Raw genomic sequence first — 13917 nt, 5'->3', positions numbered from 1 at the left:
ACGACGTCCCCAGTTCCGAGGTGGAATCTCTTCATGACCGAGGTCGAACGGCACAGCTACGACGTGGTGGTGATCGGTGCCGGTGGCGCCGGTCTGCGAGCTGTGATCGAGGCGCGCGAACGCGGTTTCCGCGTCGCCGTCGTGTGCAAGTCCCTGTTCGGCAAGGCGCACACGGTGATGGCCGAGGGCGGGTGCGCGGCGTCGATGGGCAACGCGAACCCCAACGACAACTGGCAGGTCCACTTCCGCGACACCATGCGCGGCGGCAAGTTCCTCAACAACTGGCGGATGGCCGAACTCCACGCGAAAGAGGCGCCGGACCGCGTCTGGGAGCTGGAGACCTACGGCGCGCTGTTCGACCGCACCGCCGACGGCCGGATCAGCCAGCGCAACTTCGGCGGGCACACCTACCCGCGGCTCGCGCACGTCGGTGACCGCACCGGCCTCGAGCTGATCCGCACGATGCAGCAGAAGATCGTCTCGCTGCAGCAGGAGGATTTCGCCGAGACCGGTGACTACGAAGCCAAGATCAAGGTCTTCGCCGAGTGCACGGTCACCGAACTGCTCACCACCGACGGCAAGATCGCCGGCGCGTTCGGCTACTGGCGCGAGAGCGGCCGGTTCATCCTCTTCGAGGCGCCCGCGGTCGTGCTCGCCACCGGCGGCATCGGCAAGTCGTTCAAAGTGACGTCGAACTCGTGGGAGTACACCGGCGACGGTCACGCGCTGGCCCTGCGCGCGGGCGCGAAGCTGATCAACATGGAGTTCGTCCAGTTCCACCCGACCGGGATGGTCTGGCCGCCGAGCGTCAAGGGCATCCTCGTCACCGAAGGCGTGCGCGGTGACGGCGGTGTGCTCAAGAACTCCGACGGCAAGCGGTTCATGTTCGAGTACGTGCCCGAGGTCTTCAAGGGCCAATACGCCGAAAGCGAAGAGGAAGCCGACCGCTGGTACACCGACGCGGACAACAACCGGCGCACGCCGGACCTGCTGCCCCGCGACGAGGTGGCCCGCGCGATCAACTCCGAGGTCAAGGAGGGCCGTGGCTCGCCGCACGGCGGCGTCTTCCTCGACATCGCCAGCCGGCTGCCCGCCGAGGAGATCAAGAAGCGGCTGCCGTCGATGTACCACCAGTTCAAGGAGTTGGCGGACGTCGACATCACCGCCGAGCCGATGGAGGTCGGCCCGACCTGCCACTACGTGATGGGCGGCATCGAGGTCGACCCGGACACGGCGGCGGCGAGCGTGCCGGGCCTGTTCGCCGCCGGTGAGTGCTCGGGCGGCATGCACGGGTCCAACCGGCTGGGCGGCAACTCGCTGTCGGACCTGCTGGTGTTCGGCCGCCGCGCCGGGCTCGGCGCCGCCGAGTACGTGCTGGGTCTCGAGGGCAGGCCGGCCGTGCGCGAGTCCGATGTGGACGCCGCGGCGAAGATGGCGCTGGCGCCGTTCGACCCGCCCGCCGGCGCGTCGGCCGAGAACCCGTACACCCTGCACACCGAGCTGCAGCAGTCGATGAACGACCTGGTCGGCATCATCCGCAAGGCCGGGGAGATCGAGCAGGCGCTGACGAAGCTGGCCGAGCTGCGGCAGCGCATCCTGCACGTCGCGGTGGAAGGCCACCGGCAGTTCAACCCCGGCTGGCACCTCGCGATCGACCTGCGCAACATGCTGATGGTCAGCGAGTGCGTCGCGAAGGCGGCGCTGACCCGCACCGAGAGCCGCGGCGGGCACACGCGCGACGACTACCCGGGCATGGACGCCGAGTGGCGCAACAAGCTCCTGGTCTGCTCGGCGTCGCCGGGGGACAACCCGGTGGTCCCGGACATCGACGTCACGGTGAAGGAACAGGTGCCGCTGCGGCAGGACCTGCTCGAGCTGTTCGAGTTCGGCGAGCTCGGGAAGTACTTCACCGACTCCGAGCTCGAGACGCACCCCGGGAGCAAGGCATGAGCTACAAGGCGAGTTTCCGGGTCTGGCGCGGCGACGCCGAGGGTGGCGCGCTGCAGGACTTCACGGTGGAGGTGAACGAGGGCGAGGTCGTCCTCGACATCATCCACCGGCTGCAGGCCACGCAGGCGGCGGATCTGGCGGTGCGCTGGAACTGCAAGGCGGGCAAGTGCGGCTCCTGCTCGGCGGAGATCAACGGCCGCCCGCGGCTGATGTGCATGACACGGATGTCGACGTTCACCGAGGACGAGGTCATCACGGTCACGCCGATGCGGACGTTCCCGGTGATCCGCGACCTCGTCACGGACGTGTCGTTCAACTACACCAAGGCCAGGGAGATCCCGTCGTTCACGCCGCCGCCGGGGCTGAAGCCGGGTGAGTACCGGATGCAGCAGGTGGACGTCGAGCGGTCGCAGGAGTTCCGCAAGTGCATCGAGTGCTTCCTGTGCCAGAACACCTGCCACGTGGTGCGCGACCACGAGGAGAACAAGGAGTCCTTCGCCGGGCCGCGGTACCTGATGCGCATCGCGGAGCTGGAGATGCACCCGCTCGACGTGGCGGACCGGCGTGACGCGGCGCAGGACGAGCACGGTCTCGGGTACTGCAACATCACGAAGTGCTGCACCGAGGTCTGCCCGGAAGGCATCCACATCACGGACAACGCGCTCATCCCGATGAAGGAGCGCGTCGCCGACCGCAAGTACGACCCGATCGTGTGGCTGGGCAACAAGCTCTTCCGCCGCGACAAGTGACGCTTTCCCCCTGACGCTCGCGAACCGTGCCCAAGCCGGTTCGCGAGCGTCTTTTCGTGCCCCGCGTGCCAAAGTGGGGTCATGGAGATCGAGCTGCTGCCGCCGTCCGCCGACGTCGCCGTGGTCACCCGGATCGCCGAGCTGGTGAACCAGGTCTACGCGGAGTCCGAGAAGGGGCTTTGGCGGGGAACCACCGGCCGGACGTCGGCCGACGAAGTGGCCGGATTCGTGCGAGCCGGCGAGATCGCCGTCGCCCGGGTGGCCGGCGACCTCGCCGGATCGGTGCGCATCCAGCGGCTCGACGAGAAGACGGGTGAGTTCGGCATGCTGGCGGCCGACCCGGCCCGGCGCGGGGCCGGCATCGGCCGCGAGCTGGTGCGGTTCGCCGAGCGGACGAGCCGGGACGCGGGCTGCCGGGAGATGCAGCTGGAGCTGCTGGTGCCGCGTGAGTGGACGCATCCGTCGAAGCAGTTCCTCGCCGAGTGGTACGAACGGCTCGGCTACCGCGTGACGCACCGCGCCGACCTCGCCGAGGACTACCCGCACCTGGCGCCGTCACTGGCCACGCCGTGCGACTTCCTCGTCTACCGCAAGGCCCTGGGATGACCGTGCTCGCCGGCGCGCGGCTGTTCGACCCGGAGACCGGCGAGACGGTCCGCGCGGACGTCCGGCTGAGCGGTGACCGGATCGCGGAGGTCGGTCTCGGGCTCGACGGCGAGCGGGTCGACTGCTCGGGTGGGCTGCTGATCCCCGGACTCATCGACTGCCACGTGCACGTCGCGTTCCCGCGTCCCGAGCCGCTGCCCCGCAGCGCGCGAATTCTCGAGGCCGTGTCCGTGCTACGCGGGTTGCTGGCCCGCGGGATCACGACCGTCCGGGACGCCTGGGGCGCCGATGCCGGGTTCAAGCACGCGCTGCGCGAAGGCTGGCTCACCGGACCGGACCTGCTCGTCAGCCTGCGCCAGCTGGGACCGACCGGCGGGCTCGGCGACACCTGGGAGCCGCGCGCGGGTGCCGTCGACCGCTTCGCTGACCCGTCGATGCCGGATCCGCTGTTCGACGGGCCGGACGGCGCCCGCGCGGCCGTCCGCCGGATGGTCCGCGCCGGCGCCGACTGGATCAAGGTCGGCGCGAGCGGGTCGATGCGGGCGGTCCGTGCGGGCGTGGACGTCCGCCCGACCGACGACGAGCTCGCCGCGCTCGTCGACGAGGCCCGTCGCTGCGGTCGCGACGTCCTGGCGCACGCGCACACGGCGGAGGCCGTGGTGTCGGCGGTCCGCGCCGGGGCGCGCAGCATCGAGCACGGCACGTTTCTCGACGACGCCGCCGTCTCGGCGCTGGCCGGCGCTTGGTACGTGCCGACGCTCTCGCCGCTGAGCGACAGCGAGTACGCGGACCCCCACCGCCGGTCCCTTCGCCTCGCGGCGGAAGCGGGTGTGCGGATCGCCGCGGGCTCGGACCTCGCCCCGCGCCCCCATGCCGACTTGACGACCGAGCTGCGGTTGCTGGCCGCCGTGCTCGGTGACGCGGCGGCCCTGAAGGCCGCTACGTCCGAAGCGGCACGGCTGCTCCGCCTCGACGACGACCGGGGCCGCGTCGAAGCCGGGCTGCGTGCCGATCTCGTGTGGCTCGACGGTCCGGAGGTGGACGTGTCAGACCTGCCCGGCCGCGTCCGGGCGGTCTGGCACGACGGGGTACGGGTCGGCGAAGCGAGGTGAGGAAAGGCAACAGGCATGGTGTGGGGCGGGTGAGGTGCCCGGCTCGGGGTTCCGGGGCACGGCGGGCGGACGGGGCAGTGCGGTCAGTTCGCCATGAGATCGAACTCCTCGGCCAGGCGGACCAGGAACTCCCGTGACTCCTGTTCGGGCAAAGCCGCCTGGTCCAGCCGCGTGCGCAGGACGTAGAAGGCTTCGACCGCCACCGGGTCGTCGACGAACAGCCCGGCGGCGAAGGTTTCTTCGTAGACCACCGGCGGGTGTTCGGCGAACTCCAGGATCGTGAACCGGCTGCCGACCAGGTGGTACGGCGGTGCCGACGCGGGCACGACGCGGATCGTGCAGTGCGGGAGGTTGGTGGCCAGCACCAGGTACTGCACTTGTTCGTGCATCAGGGCCGGGTCACGCAGGACCGATCTCAGCGTGTGCTCGTAGACGAAGTAGATGCAGTGGGGCGGGTTTCGGCGCTCCAGCAGCCGTTGCCGGTCGATCCTCGCCTGGATCAGCAGCTTCAGCCGGTCCGTGGTGTACCGCCCGGCCAGCTCGTGGATGCCGCGCAGGTAGTCCTCGGTCTGCAGCATGCCGGGCAGGGCGGTGGGGCTGTTGGAAATCACCGTGGTCGCCAGGTTTTCCTGGATGATCAGGGACTTCATCGGGTCGACGAGCTTGTCGAAGTACGGCCGCACCCAGTACAGCTCACTCGGCGGCCTGGTCAGCTGCAGCAGCCGCGCGCGCTCCGCCGCCTCGGTGCCGCAGTGCGCCAGGTAGATCGCGGCGTCGATCGGCGAGATCCGGCGGCCGTTCTCCCACCCGGACACCTTCGACGCCGACCAGTGCGCGCGCCGGGCCACCTCGCGCAGGGACATCTGTTTCGCCTCGCGCTGGGACTTCAGCTCGACGCCCATCTCCCGCGTGCGTACCGTGCTCTTTTCGGTCATGCCCGCACGCTAAAGGCAACCACCGACAAAACAGGGCATGCCGCGCGCGGGTTCACCGCATGGAGGTCGTTGTTCTGCCTGTGTGACAACGGGTTCCGCTCGCGAAGCGCTGCGAAGCAGCTTCGCATAATGAAGCGCGCAACGCGCGTCAGGAAGCCACAATGGCGTACATGACCTTCGTTTCCGGAATCGAGCTGAGCCGCCGGTTCTACGCCGAAGCCGTTGCGCCCGTGGTCCGTGGGCCGCACAGCGCCGCGCTGGCCGGGACTGGTTCCGAGGTGCTCGGCTTCGACACCGAGCGCTCCACCGACCACAACTGGACGGCTCGCGTCTTCCTCTTCCTGCCCGACCTCCGCGTGGTGCCGGACGTGCCCGCCACGTTTCTCGGGCACACCACGAACCTCGTCGTCGCACGGCTCGGCGACTGGGCTCGCGACGTGCTGGGCTTCGACCCGCGGCGGCCGCGGCTGCACGACTGGCTCGCCACCCCCACCCAGGTCTTCGCCGAGTTCACCGGCGGTGCCGTCTTCCACGACGACCTCGGCCTCGGCGCGCTCCGCGACGCCGTCGCCTGGTACCCGGACGACGTCTGGCGCTACGTTCTCGCCTGCCAATGGCAGCGGATCAGCCAGGAAGAAGCGTTCGTCGGCCGGTCCGGGGAAGTGGGGGATGAGCTGGGGTCGGCGGTCGTCGCCGCGCGGCTCGTGCGCGACCTCATGCGGCTGTGCCTGCTCATGGCCCGCCGGTATCCGCCGTACAGCAAGTGGCTCGGCAGCGCCTTCGCGCAGCTGCCCGCGGCGGCGGACCTGACGCCGTCGCTGACCGGCGCGCTGGCCGCCACGACCTGGCGGGAGCGTGAACGGCACCTAGCCACGGCCTACGAGACCGCCGCGGAGCTGCACAACGCCCTAGGCCTCACCGAACCGGTCGATCCGCGGACCGGGCCGTACTACGACCGCCCGTTCCGGGTCGTCAACGCCGGCCGGTTCGTGGCGCCGCTGCTCGCGGGTTCGCCGCTCGACGTCCCGATCGGGGCGATCGACCAGTTCGTCGACAGCACCGACGCACTCGGGCACCGCGCGCTGACCCGGGCGGTGGTTGACTGCGCGCATGGCTGAGCCGAAACCGCGCGACCTGGCCGCGCTGCTGCTGACGCTGACCGTCGTGACCGGGGTCGTGGACGCGGTCAGCTTCCTCGGCCTGGGCCGGGTGTTCGTGGCGAACATGACGGGCAACGTCGTGTTCCTGGGTTTCGCCGCGGCGGGCGAGACGACGCTGTCGGTGCTCGCGTCGCTGACCGCGGTGCTGGCGTTCCTCGCCGGCGCGCTCACCGGCGGGCGGCTGGCCCGCCGCGACGACGACTACGAGGCGCTCCGCCAGGCGGCGGCCGTGCAGGCGGCCCTGGTCGCGGCGGCCGTCGTGCTGTCCGCGACCCTCGGCGCCGGCACGCGGGTCGGCAGCGAACTGCTGATCGTGGTCCTCGGCGTGGCGATGGGCGTGCAGAACGCGGCGGTCCGCCGGATCGGCGCGCCGGACCTGACGACGACGGTGCTGACGATGACGCTGACCGGCTTCGCGGCGGACTCGAAGGCGGCCGGCGGGCCGGGGGCGCACCCGCTGCGGAAGGTCGCCGCGGTGGCGGCGATGCTGGCCGGGGCTTTCGTGGGCGGCTTGCTGCAGCTGCACGTCGCCATGTGGGCCGCGCTGGCGGTGGCTCTCGTGCTGGTGCTGGGGGTGCTGGCGGTGCTGATCCGGACCGGGCGGAAGGCCGCGTGACGACGGGGCTGGAGCTGGAGTGTCCATAATGGACTGAGGCAGATGACCGACGGGATTCGTGCTGCCGCACCGGCGGGACTGGCGTGCTCGCCGCCATGGCGCGCTGGGGGAGAGGCACATGGCCACCGCCAGGCGAGACCCGGGACACGACAAGGCCCCCGGGACGGATCCCGGGGGCCTCGAAGGAGCCACTCAGGCAGCAGCCAGCACGTCGTCCGCAGCGGTCGGCCGGGCCGCCACCACCTTCTTGTTGCGCCGGTTGCGTCGCTCCAAATACGTGGCCAGCGCCGTCAGCAGCAGGCACATCACCACGTAGATCGCCGTCGCCACGATCGTCGACGGGACGATCGGGCGGCCGAACGCGCCCTGGGAGCCGATGTAACGCGCGTAGTACAGCAGCTCCTGGAACGTGATGATGAAGCCCAGCGCCGTGTCCTTCAGCAGCACCACCAGCTGGCTGATGATCGTCGGCAGCATCGCCCGGATCGCCTGTGGCAGCAGCACCAGGAACATCACCTGCGTCTTGCGCATGCCCAGCGCATACGCGGCTTCGCTCTGGCCCTTCGGCAGCGACTGGATGCCCGCGCGGAAGACCTCCGCCAGCACCGAGCCGTTGTACAGCGTCAGGCCGAACACCACGCCGAGGAACGGTGTCATCGGGACGCCGACCGTCGGCAGGCCGAAGTAGAACAGGAACATCAGGATCAGGGCCGGGATGGCGCGGAAGAACTCGACCACGAACCCGGCGATGCCGCGGATCCAGGCGTGGTCGGACAACCGGCCGGCCGCGAAGATCGCGCCGAAGACCAGTGCGAGCACCGCGGCGACGGCGAACGCCTGCAGGGTCGACAGGACCGCGTTGAGCAGGTCGCGCTGCACCTGCGCGTACTGCAGCCACTCCCACTTCCGGGCGGTGAACTGCCCGCTGTCGTAGAACCGCCACCCGATGTAGGCGATGAACGCCAGGACCACGACCGTGCCGATCACCGCGTACGTGCGGTACCGCAGCCGGGCCTTCGGGCCCGGGACGTCGAACAGGACGTTGCTCATCGGGCCACGCTCCAGCGCTTCTCCAGGCTGCGTTGGACGAACGACAGCACGGCGACCAGGATGATGAAGCCGAGCGCGACCCACAGCAGGCCGATCAGCTGGTTCTCACCGCGTTCGGACAGGTACGAGCGGATGGCGCCGGCTTCGGCGACGGAGAAACCGGCGGCGATGGTGGTGTTCTTCAGCAGCGCGATCAGCGTGCTGATCAGCGGCGGGACGACCGAGCGCAGCGCCTGCGGCAGCACCACCTGGCCGAGGATCTGGCCGAAGGTCAGCCCCAGCGCCCTGGCCGCCTCGGCCTGGCCGACCGGCACGGTGTTGATGCCCGAGCGCACGACCTCGCAGATGAACGCCGAGGTGTACACGATCAGGGCGGTCAAGGCCGCCGGGAAGTAGTCGAGCTTGACGATGTCGAGCAGCGGGTAGGCGAACACGAAGAACGCGAACACCAGAGTCAGCGGGGTGTTCCGGGCGATCGTCACGTACGCCGTGCCGACGGCGCGGAAGACGGGGACCGGGCTCACCCGCAGCATGGCCAGGATCGTGCCCCAGATCAGGCTGCCGACGGCGGAGAGCACGAACAGTTCGATCGTGCGGAGGAAGAACGGACCGAACAGGTCCAGGTTGTTGAGCAGGACGTCCATGGAGCCTTCCCCGCGTCCGTTTCTTTCAAGCGATGGCCGATGGGTGGTGGATGTGGCGAGGCCGGTGGACCGGGGCACCCGATCCACCGGCCTCAGCCGTCACGTCAGTACTTCTCGAGGGTCGGCTTCTTGGCCGGCGAACCGGACTTGCCGAGCGTCGCGGCGTAGATCTTGTCCCAGGTGCCGTCGTCCAGCGCCTTCTGCAGGATCTCGTTGACCTTGTCGCGCAGGACCTTGTCGTCCTTGTTCAGGCCGATGCCGTACTTCTCCGTGGAGAACGGCTTGCCGACGACCTTCAGGTTGTCCGGGTCCTGGGCCGCGTAGCCCTTGAGGATCGCGTCGTCGGTCGTGACCGCGTCGACGTCCTTCGACAGCAGCTTCTCGACGCACTGCGAGTACTTCTGGAACTCGACGATGTTGCCCGGCTCGGTGAGGTTCTCCTGGCGAACCTTCTGGATCGGGGTCGAGCCGGTGACCGAACAGACCTTCTTGCCCTTGAGGGTGTCCTTGCCGGTGATCGAGTTGTCGTCCTTGCGCACCAGCAGGTCCTGGCCGGCGATGAAGTACGGGCCGGCGAAGGAGACCAGCGCCTTGCGCTTGTCGGTGATCGAGTACGTGCCGACGTAGTAGTTCACGTCGCCGTTCGCGATCGTCTGCTCGCGGGCGCCGGAGTCGACCGTGCGGAAGGTGATCTTCTCCGGGTCGAAGCCGAGGCCGGCCGAGACGAGCTTCGCGATCTCGATGTCGAAGCCGCCGAACTTGCCGGTCGTCGGGTCCTTCTGGCCGAGGCCGGGCTGGTCGTCCTTCGCGCCGACGGTCAGCGCGCCCGCCGCCTTCATCTTGGCGAACACCGGCGAACCCGGCAGGTCGACGCCCTGCGCGACCGGGTAGGTCGGCAGCGCGGCCGAGTTCGTGCCACTCTGCTCACCCGAGCCCGGGGAGGTCGGGGTGCCCTCCTTGCCGCAGGCGGTCAGCGTGGTCAGCGTCAGACCACCGACGAGCAGTCCCACCGCGAGGGTGCGGATCCTCATGTGAATCTCTCCTGTGTGTCGTCACCCGCGACGCCGGTGGCGCCGCGGAACGTTCTGTCAGTGGGTCAGGATCTTGCCGAGGAAGTCCTTCGCGCGCTCGCTCTTGGGCGCGGTGAAGAACTCTTCCGGCGTCGTGTCCTCGACGATTTCGCCGTCGGCCATGAAGATCACCCGATCGGCTGCCCGGCGGGCGAAGCCCATCTCATGGGTGACGACGAGCATCGTCATGCCCTCCTTGGCCAGGCCGGTCATGACGTCGAGGACCTCCTGGACCATCTCCGGGTCCAGCGCCGAGGTCGGCTCGTCGAAGAGCATGACCTTCGGCCGCATCGCCAGCGCCCGCGCGATCGCCACGCGCTGCTGCTGGCCGCCCGAAAGCTGCGCGGGGTACTTGTCCGCCTGGTTGGCGATGCCGACGCGCTCCAGCAGCTCCATGGCCGTCTTGCGGGCCTCGGCCTGCGGGGTCTTGCGGACCTTCACCGGCGCGAGCATGACGTTCTCGACGATCGTCTTGTGCGCGAAGAGGTTGAACGACTGGAACACCATGCCGACGTCGGCGCGCAGGGCGGCCAGCGCCTTGCCCTCGGCGGGCAGCGGGACGCCGTCGACGGCGATCTCGCCCGAGTTGATCGGCTCGAGCCGGTTGATCGCCCGGCAGAGGGTCGACTTGCCCGACCCCGACGGGCCCAGCACCACCACGACCTGGCCGCGCGGCACCTCGAGCGTGATGTCCCTGAGCACGTGCAGGTCGCCGAAGTACTTGTTCACGGCGGACGCCTTGATCATCGGCGCCGCCACCTCCGCGGTCATCTGGCCTCCAGGGTCGTTCGGATGCGGCGTGGGTCACCACGCGATGGCGAGAACCTACCGTTGCTCCACCGGCTGGCAAGGCGGCTTGAGCAATACTTAGGGTTTCAACTGCGTATCGATGTCCAGTTTGGGAGTATCGGCGTCAGCGTAACCCACGGTCACCGTCCGGGCGGCTCGTGCGTGGCGCGCCGGGACGTCCTAGAGTTCGGCGCTACCGGCCGGTGAGCGGGTCACCATGGGAGGCGGACGCGGTGCGGGTGCTGCTGGTGGAGGACGACGACCGGGTCGCGGGCGCGCTGATCCCGGCGCTGGTCCGCCGCGGGCTGACGATCGCCCGGCTGGCCACCGGCGCGGGCGTGCTCGAGCGCGTCCACGAGGTCGACGTCATCCTGCTCGACCTCGGCCTGCCGGACATCGACGGGGTGACGCTGTGTCGCCAGATCCGGGCGGTCAGTGACGTCGCGATCATCGTCGTCTCCGCCCGCGGCGAGGTCGACGACCGGATCGCGGGCCTGCGCGCGGGCGCCGACGACTACCTGGTCAAGCCCTACGACGTCGAGGAGCTGCTCGCCCGGGTCGAGGCGGTGCGCCGCCGCCGCGGCGAACACACGACCACCGAACCGGTGGTCATCCGGGTGGGGGACGTCAGCGTCGACCTGTCCCGGCACGAAGTGCTCGTCGACGGCCGCGCGATCGCGTTGTCCCGCAAGGAGTTCCAGGTGCTCGCGCTGGTGGCGGGCGCGCGCGGCGCGGTGTGCTCGCGCGACCACGTGCTCACCGAGGTGTGGGGGCACCGGGGCGCCGCCGAAAGCCGTTCGCTCGACGTCCACGTCGCGACCCTGCGGACGAAGCTGGGCCGCCCGTCGCTGATCGAGACCGTCCGCGGGGTCGGGTACCGGCTCGGCGGCCAGGTCGCCCGGAGCTGAGGGGCGTGCGCGTCCGGCTGCAGGGCATCGTGCTGACCCTGGTCGCGCTGCTGGTGTTCGGCCTCGGCATCCCGCTGGCCACCACCATCGCCGCCGGCGCGCAGCAGGACCTGTTCCTCGACCGGCTCACCGACACCGCCCGGTTCGCGTCGCTGGCGCAGCGGCCGCTGCTGGACAACAAGCCGTGGCTGCTCGAACCCGACGTGCGCCGCTACACCGAGGTGTACGGCGTCCAGGTGGTCGTCGTCGACCAGGACGGCAGGCCGGTCGTCACCTCGCTCGGCCCGGCCGCGGCGCGGATCGACCTGAAGTCCGAGCGGATCAGCGACCCCGTCCACGAGGCGCTGGCCGGCCGCCGGTCGCAGCCCGCGGGCCTGCTGATGCCGTGGGACTCCACGCCGCTGGTGCTCGCCGAGCCGGTGCTGGCCGACGGCGAGGTGCGCGGAGCGGTGCTCACGGTGTCCGACACCGGCGCCGAGCGCGCCGACGTGCTGTGGTGGTGGCTGCTGCTGGCCGCGGGCGGGATCCTCGCGTTCGTGCTGGCGCTGGCCGTGGCGATCCCGGTGGTCCGGTGGATCCTCAAGCCGGTGAAGCGGCTCGACGACGCGACCGGCGCCCTGGTGGCGTCGGTGGTCAGCGGGCGCGAAGCCGAGCCGGTGGGGGAGAGCGGCGGCCCGCCGGAGCTGCGGCAGCTCGGCCGCTCCTTCGACCGGATGGCCGAAAGCGTGTCCGGCGCGCTGGCGGCGCAACGCGCGTTCGTCGCCGACGCCTCCCACCAGCTGCGCAACCCGCTGACCGCGCTGAAGATCCGCCTGGGCAACCTCGAAGGGCACGTCGCCGACGACGTGGCCGCCGCCGACCTCGAGGCCGCGCGGGTCGACGCCGGGCGGCTGCACCAGATCCTCGACGGCCTGCTGTCGATGGCCCGCGCCGAGGCGTCCGGCGGCGAACTGGACCCGGTGGTGCTCGACGAGGTCGTCGCCGAGCGCGTCGCCGACTGGTCGGTGGTCGGGGAGGCCCGTGACGTCCGGCTGGTCGTGGACGCGGCGGGCGACGGCGTCCGGGTGCGCATGCCGCCGCGCGGTGCCGAGACGATCCTCGACGCGCTGCTGGACAACGCGCTCAAGTTCACCGCCGCGGGCACCGACATCCGGATCGCCGTCGAGCACGACGGCGACCGGGTGCGCCTGTCGGTGCGCGACCACGGGCCGGGCCTGCCGCCCGAGGAGCTCGACCGCGCGCTGGACCGGTTCTGGCGCAGCCCGGCGCACCAGAACGTGCCGGGCTCCGGGCTGGGCCTGGCGATCGTCAGCGAGCTGACCGCGCACTCCGACGGGGAACTGGAGCTGGACCTGCCCGAGGGCGGCGGCCTGCGGGTGACGATGACGTTCCCGGCCGCCTAGGTCTTCTTCGCCCGGTAGTAGCGCAGGGCGCCCGGGTGCAGCGGGATCGGCTGCGTCTCGATGCCCGGGTGGACGTCGATCGACAGCGCCGCCGGGTTGGCCAGCGCGAGCTGCTGGCGGGCGTCGAACAGGCCACGGACCAGCGCCTCGGCGACGTCGTCGCGCATCGACTTCGAGACCACCAGGAAGTTCGGCACGAGCAGCGTGGTCACCGGGCCGGCCTGGTCGTAGGTGCTGGCCGGGATGGAGGCGGTGCCGTAGACCTGGTTGAGCTCCTGCATCTTCGGCATCACGTCGGCGATGTCGAGCAGGCGCAGCGACTGCTTGTCGTTGTACTGGGCCAGGACCGGCGTGGGCAGGCCCCCGGACCAGAAGAACGCGTCGATGCCGCCGTTGAGCAGGGCCTTGACCGAGTCGTCGAGCCCGCGCGTGCTGGTGCTGACCGAGCCGGTGAGCCCGGTCGCGTCGAGCAGCCTGCTCGCGATGTACTCCACGCCCGAGGACGGCGAGCCGATCGCGATCCGGCGGCCCTTCAGCTGCTCGACGCTGCGGATGTCGGAGTCGGTGCGCACGACGATGTGCAGGTAGTCGTCGTGGATGCGGGCGAGGGCGGCCATCCGCGGATCGGCCTTGTACCGGTCGGCGGCGACGTCCGCGGCGACGAACGCCACGTCGGCGTCCCCGGCGAGGACCCGGTCGACGTTGTCGGGCGAGCCCTGCGTCTGCAGCACCGTCGGCCGCTCGATGTCCAGGCCCGCGGCCCACGCGGTGGCGAGCGTCTGGGCGAGCTTGTCGTAGACGCCCCCGGGGTTGCCCGCGGCGATCCGCAGCCGGAGGTCGCCGAAACCCGGGGTGCAGGCGGCGAGCACCAGGAGCAGGGCGGCCGCCACCGCGAGCCCGCCGTTCCGCCGGATCCTGGTCACGG

General features: G+C 70.5%; 14 protein-coding genes. 8 read left to right on the top strand and 6 right to left on the bottom strand.

Annotation, left to right across the window (positions count from 1 at the left end; genetic code table 11):
• Positions 1-33: 33 nt before the first annotated feature.
• The 4 genes from BT341_RS36985 (at position 34) to BT341_RS36970 (ending at position 4417) form a co-directional block, all read left to right on the top strand.
• Positions 34-1950, top strand: coding sequence for a fumarate reductase/succinate dehydrogenase flavoprotein subunit (locus tag BT341_RS36985; protein WP_072480648.1), 1917 nt, complete (start codon positions 34-36; stop codon positions 1948-1950).
• Positions 1947-2699, top strand: coding sequence for a succinate dehydrogenase/fumarate reductase iron-sulfur subunit (locus tag BT341_RS36980; RefSeq protein ID WP_072480647.1), 753 nt, complete (start codon positions 1947-1949; stop codon positions 2697-2699). The genes BT341_RS36985 and BT341_RS36980 overlap by 4 nt, the downstream gene beginning before the upstream one ends.
• An 81-nt stretch (positions 2700-2780) precedes the next feature.
• Positions 2781-3305 (top strand): GNAT family N-acetyltransferase, encoded by a 525-nt coding sequence (locus BT341_RS36975; protein WP_072480646.1) that lies wholly within the window; start codon positions 2781-2783, stop codon positions 3303-3305.
• Positions 3302-4417: a metal-dependent hydrolase family protein gene (locus tag BT341_RS36970; protein ID WP_072480645.1), complete on the top strand. Its 1116-nt coding sequence runs from the start codon at positions 3302-3304 to the stop codon at positions 4415-4417. Before BT341_RS36975 ends, BT341_RS36970 begins: the two co-directional genes overlap by 4 nt.
• An 83-nt stretch (positions 4418-4500) precedes the next feature.
• On the opposite strand, the gene BT341_RS36965 is transcribed toward BT341_RS36970, so the two are convergent.
• Positions 4501-5352, bottom strand: a complete 852-nt coding sequence (locus tag BT341_RS36965; protein ID WP_072480644.1) for a helix-turn-helix domain-containing protein — start codon at positions 5350-5352, stop codon at positions 4501-4503.
• Positions 5353-5522: 170 nt separating this feature from the next.
• On the opposite strand from BT341_RS36965, the gene BT341_RS36960 reads away from it, so the two are divergent.
• Together BT341_RS36960 and BT341_RS36955 are read left to right on the top strand one after the other, a co-directional pair.
• Positions 5523-6470 (top strand): DUF4037 domain-containing protein, encoded by a 948-nt coding sequence (locus tag BT341_RS36960; protein ID WP_218177811.1) that lies wholly within the window; start codon positions 5523-5525, stop codon positions 6468-6470.
• Positions 6463-7128 carry a DUF1275 family protein gene (locus BT341_RS36955; RefSeq protein ID WP_072480642.1) on the top strand — a complete coding sequence of 222 codons (666 nt, stop codon included), beginning with the start codon at positions 6463-6465 and terminating at the stop codon, positions 7126-7128. The genes BT341_RS36960 and BT341_RS36955 overlap by 8 nt, the downstream gene beginning before the upstream one ends.
• A gap of 192 nt (positions 7129-7320) precedes the next feature.
• Here BT341_RS36955 and BT341_RS36950 read toward each other — a convergent pair whose 3' ends face one another.
• The 4 genes from BT341_RS36950 to BT341_RS36935 all read right to left on the bottom strand — a co-directional run bounded on the left by BT341_RS36950 (position 7321) and on the right by BT341_RS36935 (position 10639).
• Positions 7321-8178 carry an amino acid ABC transporter permease gene (locus BT341_RS36950; RefSeq protein WP_072480641.1) on the bottom strand — a complete coding sequence of 286 codons (858 nt, stop codon included), beginning with the start codon at positions 8176-8178 and terminating at the stop codon, positions 7321-7323.
• Positions 8175-8822 carry an amino acid ABC transporter permease gene (locus BT341_RS36945; RefSeq protein ID WP_072480640.1) on the bottom strand — a complete coding sequence of 216 codons (648 nt, stop codon included), beginning with the start codon at positions 8820-8822 and terminating at the stop codon, positions 8175-8177. Before BT341_RS36945 ends, BT341_RS36950 begins: the two co-directional genes overlap by 4 nt.
• Positions 8823-8926: 104 nt before the next feature.
• Positions 8927-9853: a glutamate ABC transporter substrate-binding protein gene (locus BT341_RS36940; protein WP_072480639.1), complete on the bottom strand. Its 927-nt coding sequence runs from the start codon at positions 9851-9853 to the stop codon at positions 8927-8929.
• Between the two features lie 57 nt (positions 9854-9910).
• Positions 9911-10639 (bottom strand): amino acid ABC transporter ATP-binding protein, encoded by a 729-nt coding sequence (locus BT341_RS36935; RefSeq protein WP_177329111.1) that lies wholly within the window; start codon positions 10637-10639, stop codon positions 9911-9913.
• A 275-nt stretch (positions 10640-10914) separates the two neighbouring features.
• Here BT341_RS36935 and BT341_RS36930 point away from each other — a divergent pair, with 275 nt between their 5' ends.
• Both BT341_RS36930 and BT341_RS36925 read left to right on the top strand, forming a co-directional pair.
• On the top strand, positions 10915-11589 hold the full coding sequence (locus BT341_RS36930; RefSeq protein ID WP_072480637.1) for a response regulator transcription factor: 675 nt from the start codon (positions 10915-10917) through the stop codon (positions 11587-11589).
• A 5-nt stretch (positions 11590-11594) separates the two neighbouring features.
• On the top strand, positions 11595-12992 hold the full coding sequence (locus BT341_RS36925) for a sensor histidine kinase (protein WP_072480636.1): 1398 nt from the start codon (positions 11595-11597) through the stop codon (positions 12990-12992).
• Here the strand turns inward: BT341_RS36925 and BT341_RS36920 are convergent.
• On the bottom strand, positions 12989-13915 hold the full coding sequence (locus tag BT341_RS36920; RefSeq protein WP_072480635.1) for a TAXI family TRAP transporter solute-binding subunit: 927 nt from the start codon (positions 13913-13915) through the stop codon (positions 12989-12991). The two genes, BT341_RS36925 and BT341_RS36920, sit on opposite strands and share 4 nt — an antisense overlap.
• Positions 13916-13917 lie beyond the last annotated feature (2 nt).

This window comes from Amycolatopsis australiensis (assembly GCF_900119165.1).
Taxonomy (GTDB): domain Bacteria; phylum Actinomycetota; class Actinomycetes; order Mycobacteriales; family Pseudonocardiaceae; genus Amycolatopsis; species Amycolatopsis australiensis.
This window is presented reverse-complemented; position numbering and strand designations above follow the sequence as displayed.

What these genes read in the sequence shown, in the direction of transcription:
- BT341_RS36985 (WP_072480648.1), top strand. Translation starts at nt 34, where the DNA reads ATGACCGAGGTCGAACGGCACAGCTACGACGTGGTGGTGATCGGTGCC.
- BT341_RS36980 (WP_072480647.1), top strand. Translation starts at nt 1,947, where the DNA reads ATGAGCTACAAGGCGAGTTTCCGGGTCTGGCGCGGCGACGCCGAGGGT.
- BT341_RS36975 (WP_072480646.1), top strand. Translation starts at nt 2,781, where the DNA reads ATGGAGATCGAGCTGCTGCCGCCGTCCGCCGACGTCGCCGTGGTCACC.
- BT341_RS36970 (WP_072480645.1), top strand. Translation starts at nt 3,302, where the DNA reads ATGACCGTGCTCGCCGGCGCGCGGCTGTTCGACCCGGAGACCGGCGAG.
- BT341_RS36965 (WP_072480644.1), bottom strand. Translation starts at nt 5,352, where the DNA reads ATGACCGAAAAGAGCACGGTACGCACGCGGGAGATGGGCGTCGAGCTG.
- BT341_RS36960 (WP_218177811.1), top strand. Translation starts at nt 5,523, where the DNA reads ATGACCTTCGTTTCCGGAATCGAGCTGAGCCGCCGGTTCTACGCCGAA.
- BT341_RS36955 (WP_072480642.1), top strand. Translation starts at nt 6,463, where the DNA reads ATGGCTGAGCCGAAACCGCGCGACCTGGCCGCGCTGCTGCTGACGCTG.
- BT341_RS36950 (WP_072480641.1), bottom strand. Translation starts at nt 8,178, where the DNA reads ATGAGCAACGTCCTGTTCGACGTCCCGGGCCCGAAGGCCCGGCTGCGG.
- BT341_RS36945 (WP_072480640.1), bottom strand. Translation starts at nt 8,822, where the DNA reads ATGGACGTCCTGCTCAACAACCTGGACCTGTTCGGTCCGTTCTTCCTC.
- BT341_RS36940 (WP_072480639.1), bottom strand. Translation starts at nt 9,853, where the DNA reads ATGAGGATCCGCACCCTCGCGGTGGGACTGCTCGTCGGTGGTCTGACG.
- BT341_RS36935 (WP_177329111.1), bottom strand. Translation starts at nt 10,639, where the DNA reads ATGATCAAGGCGTCCGCCGTGAACAAGTACTTCGGCGACCTGCACGTG.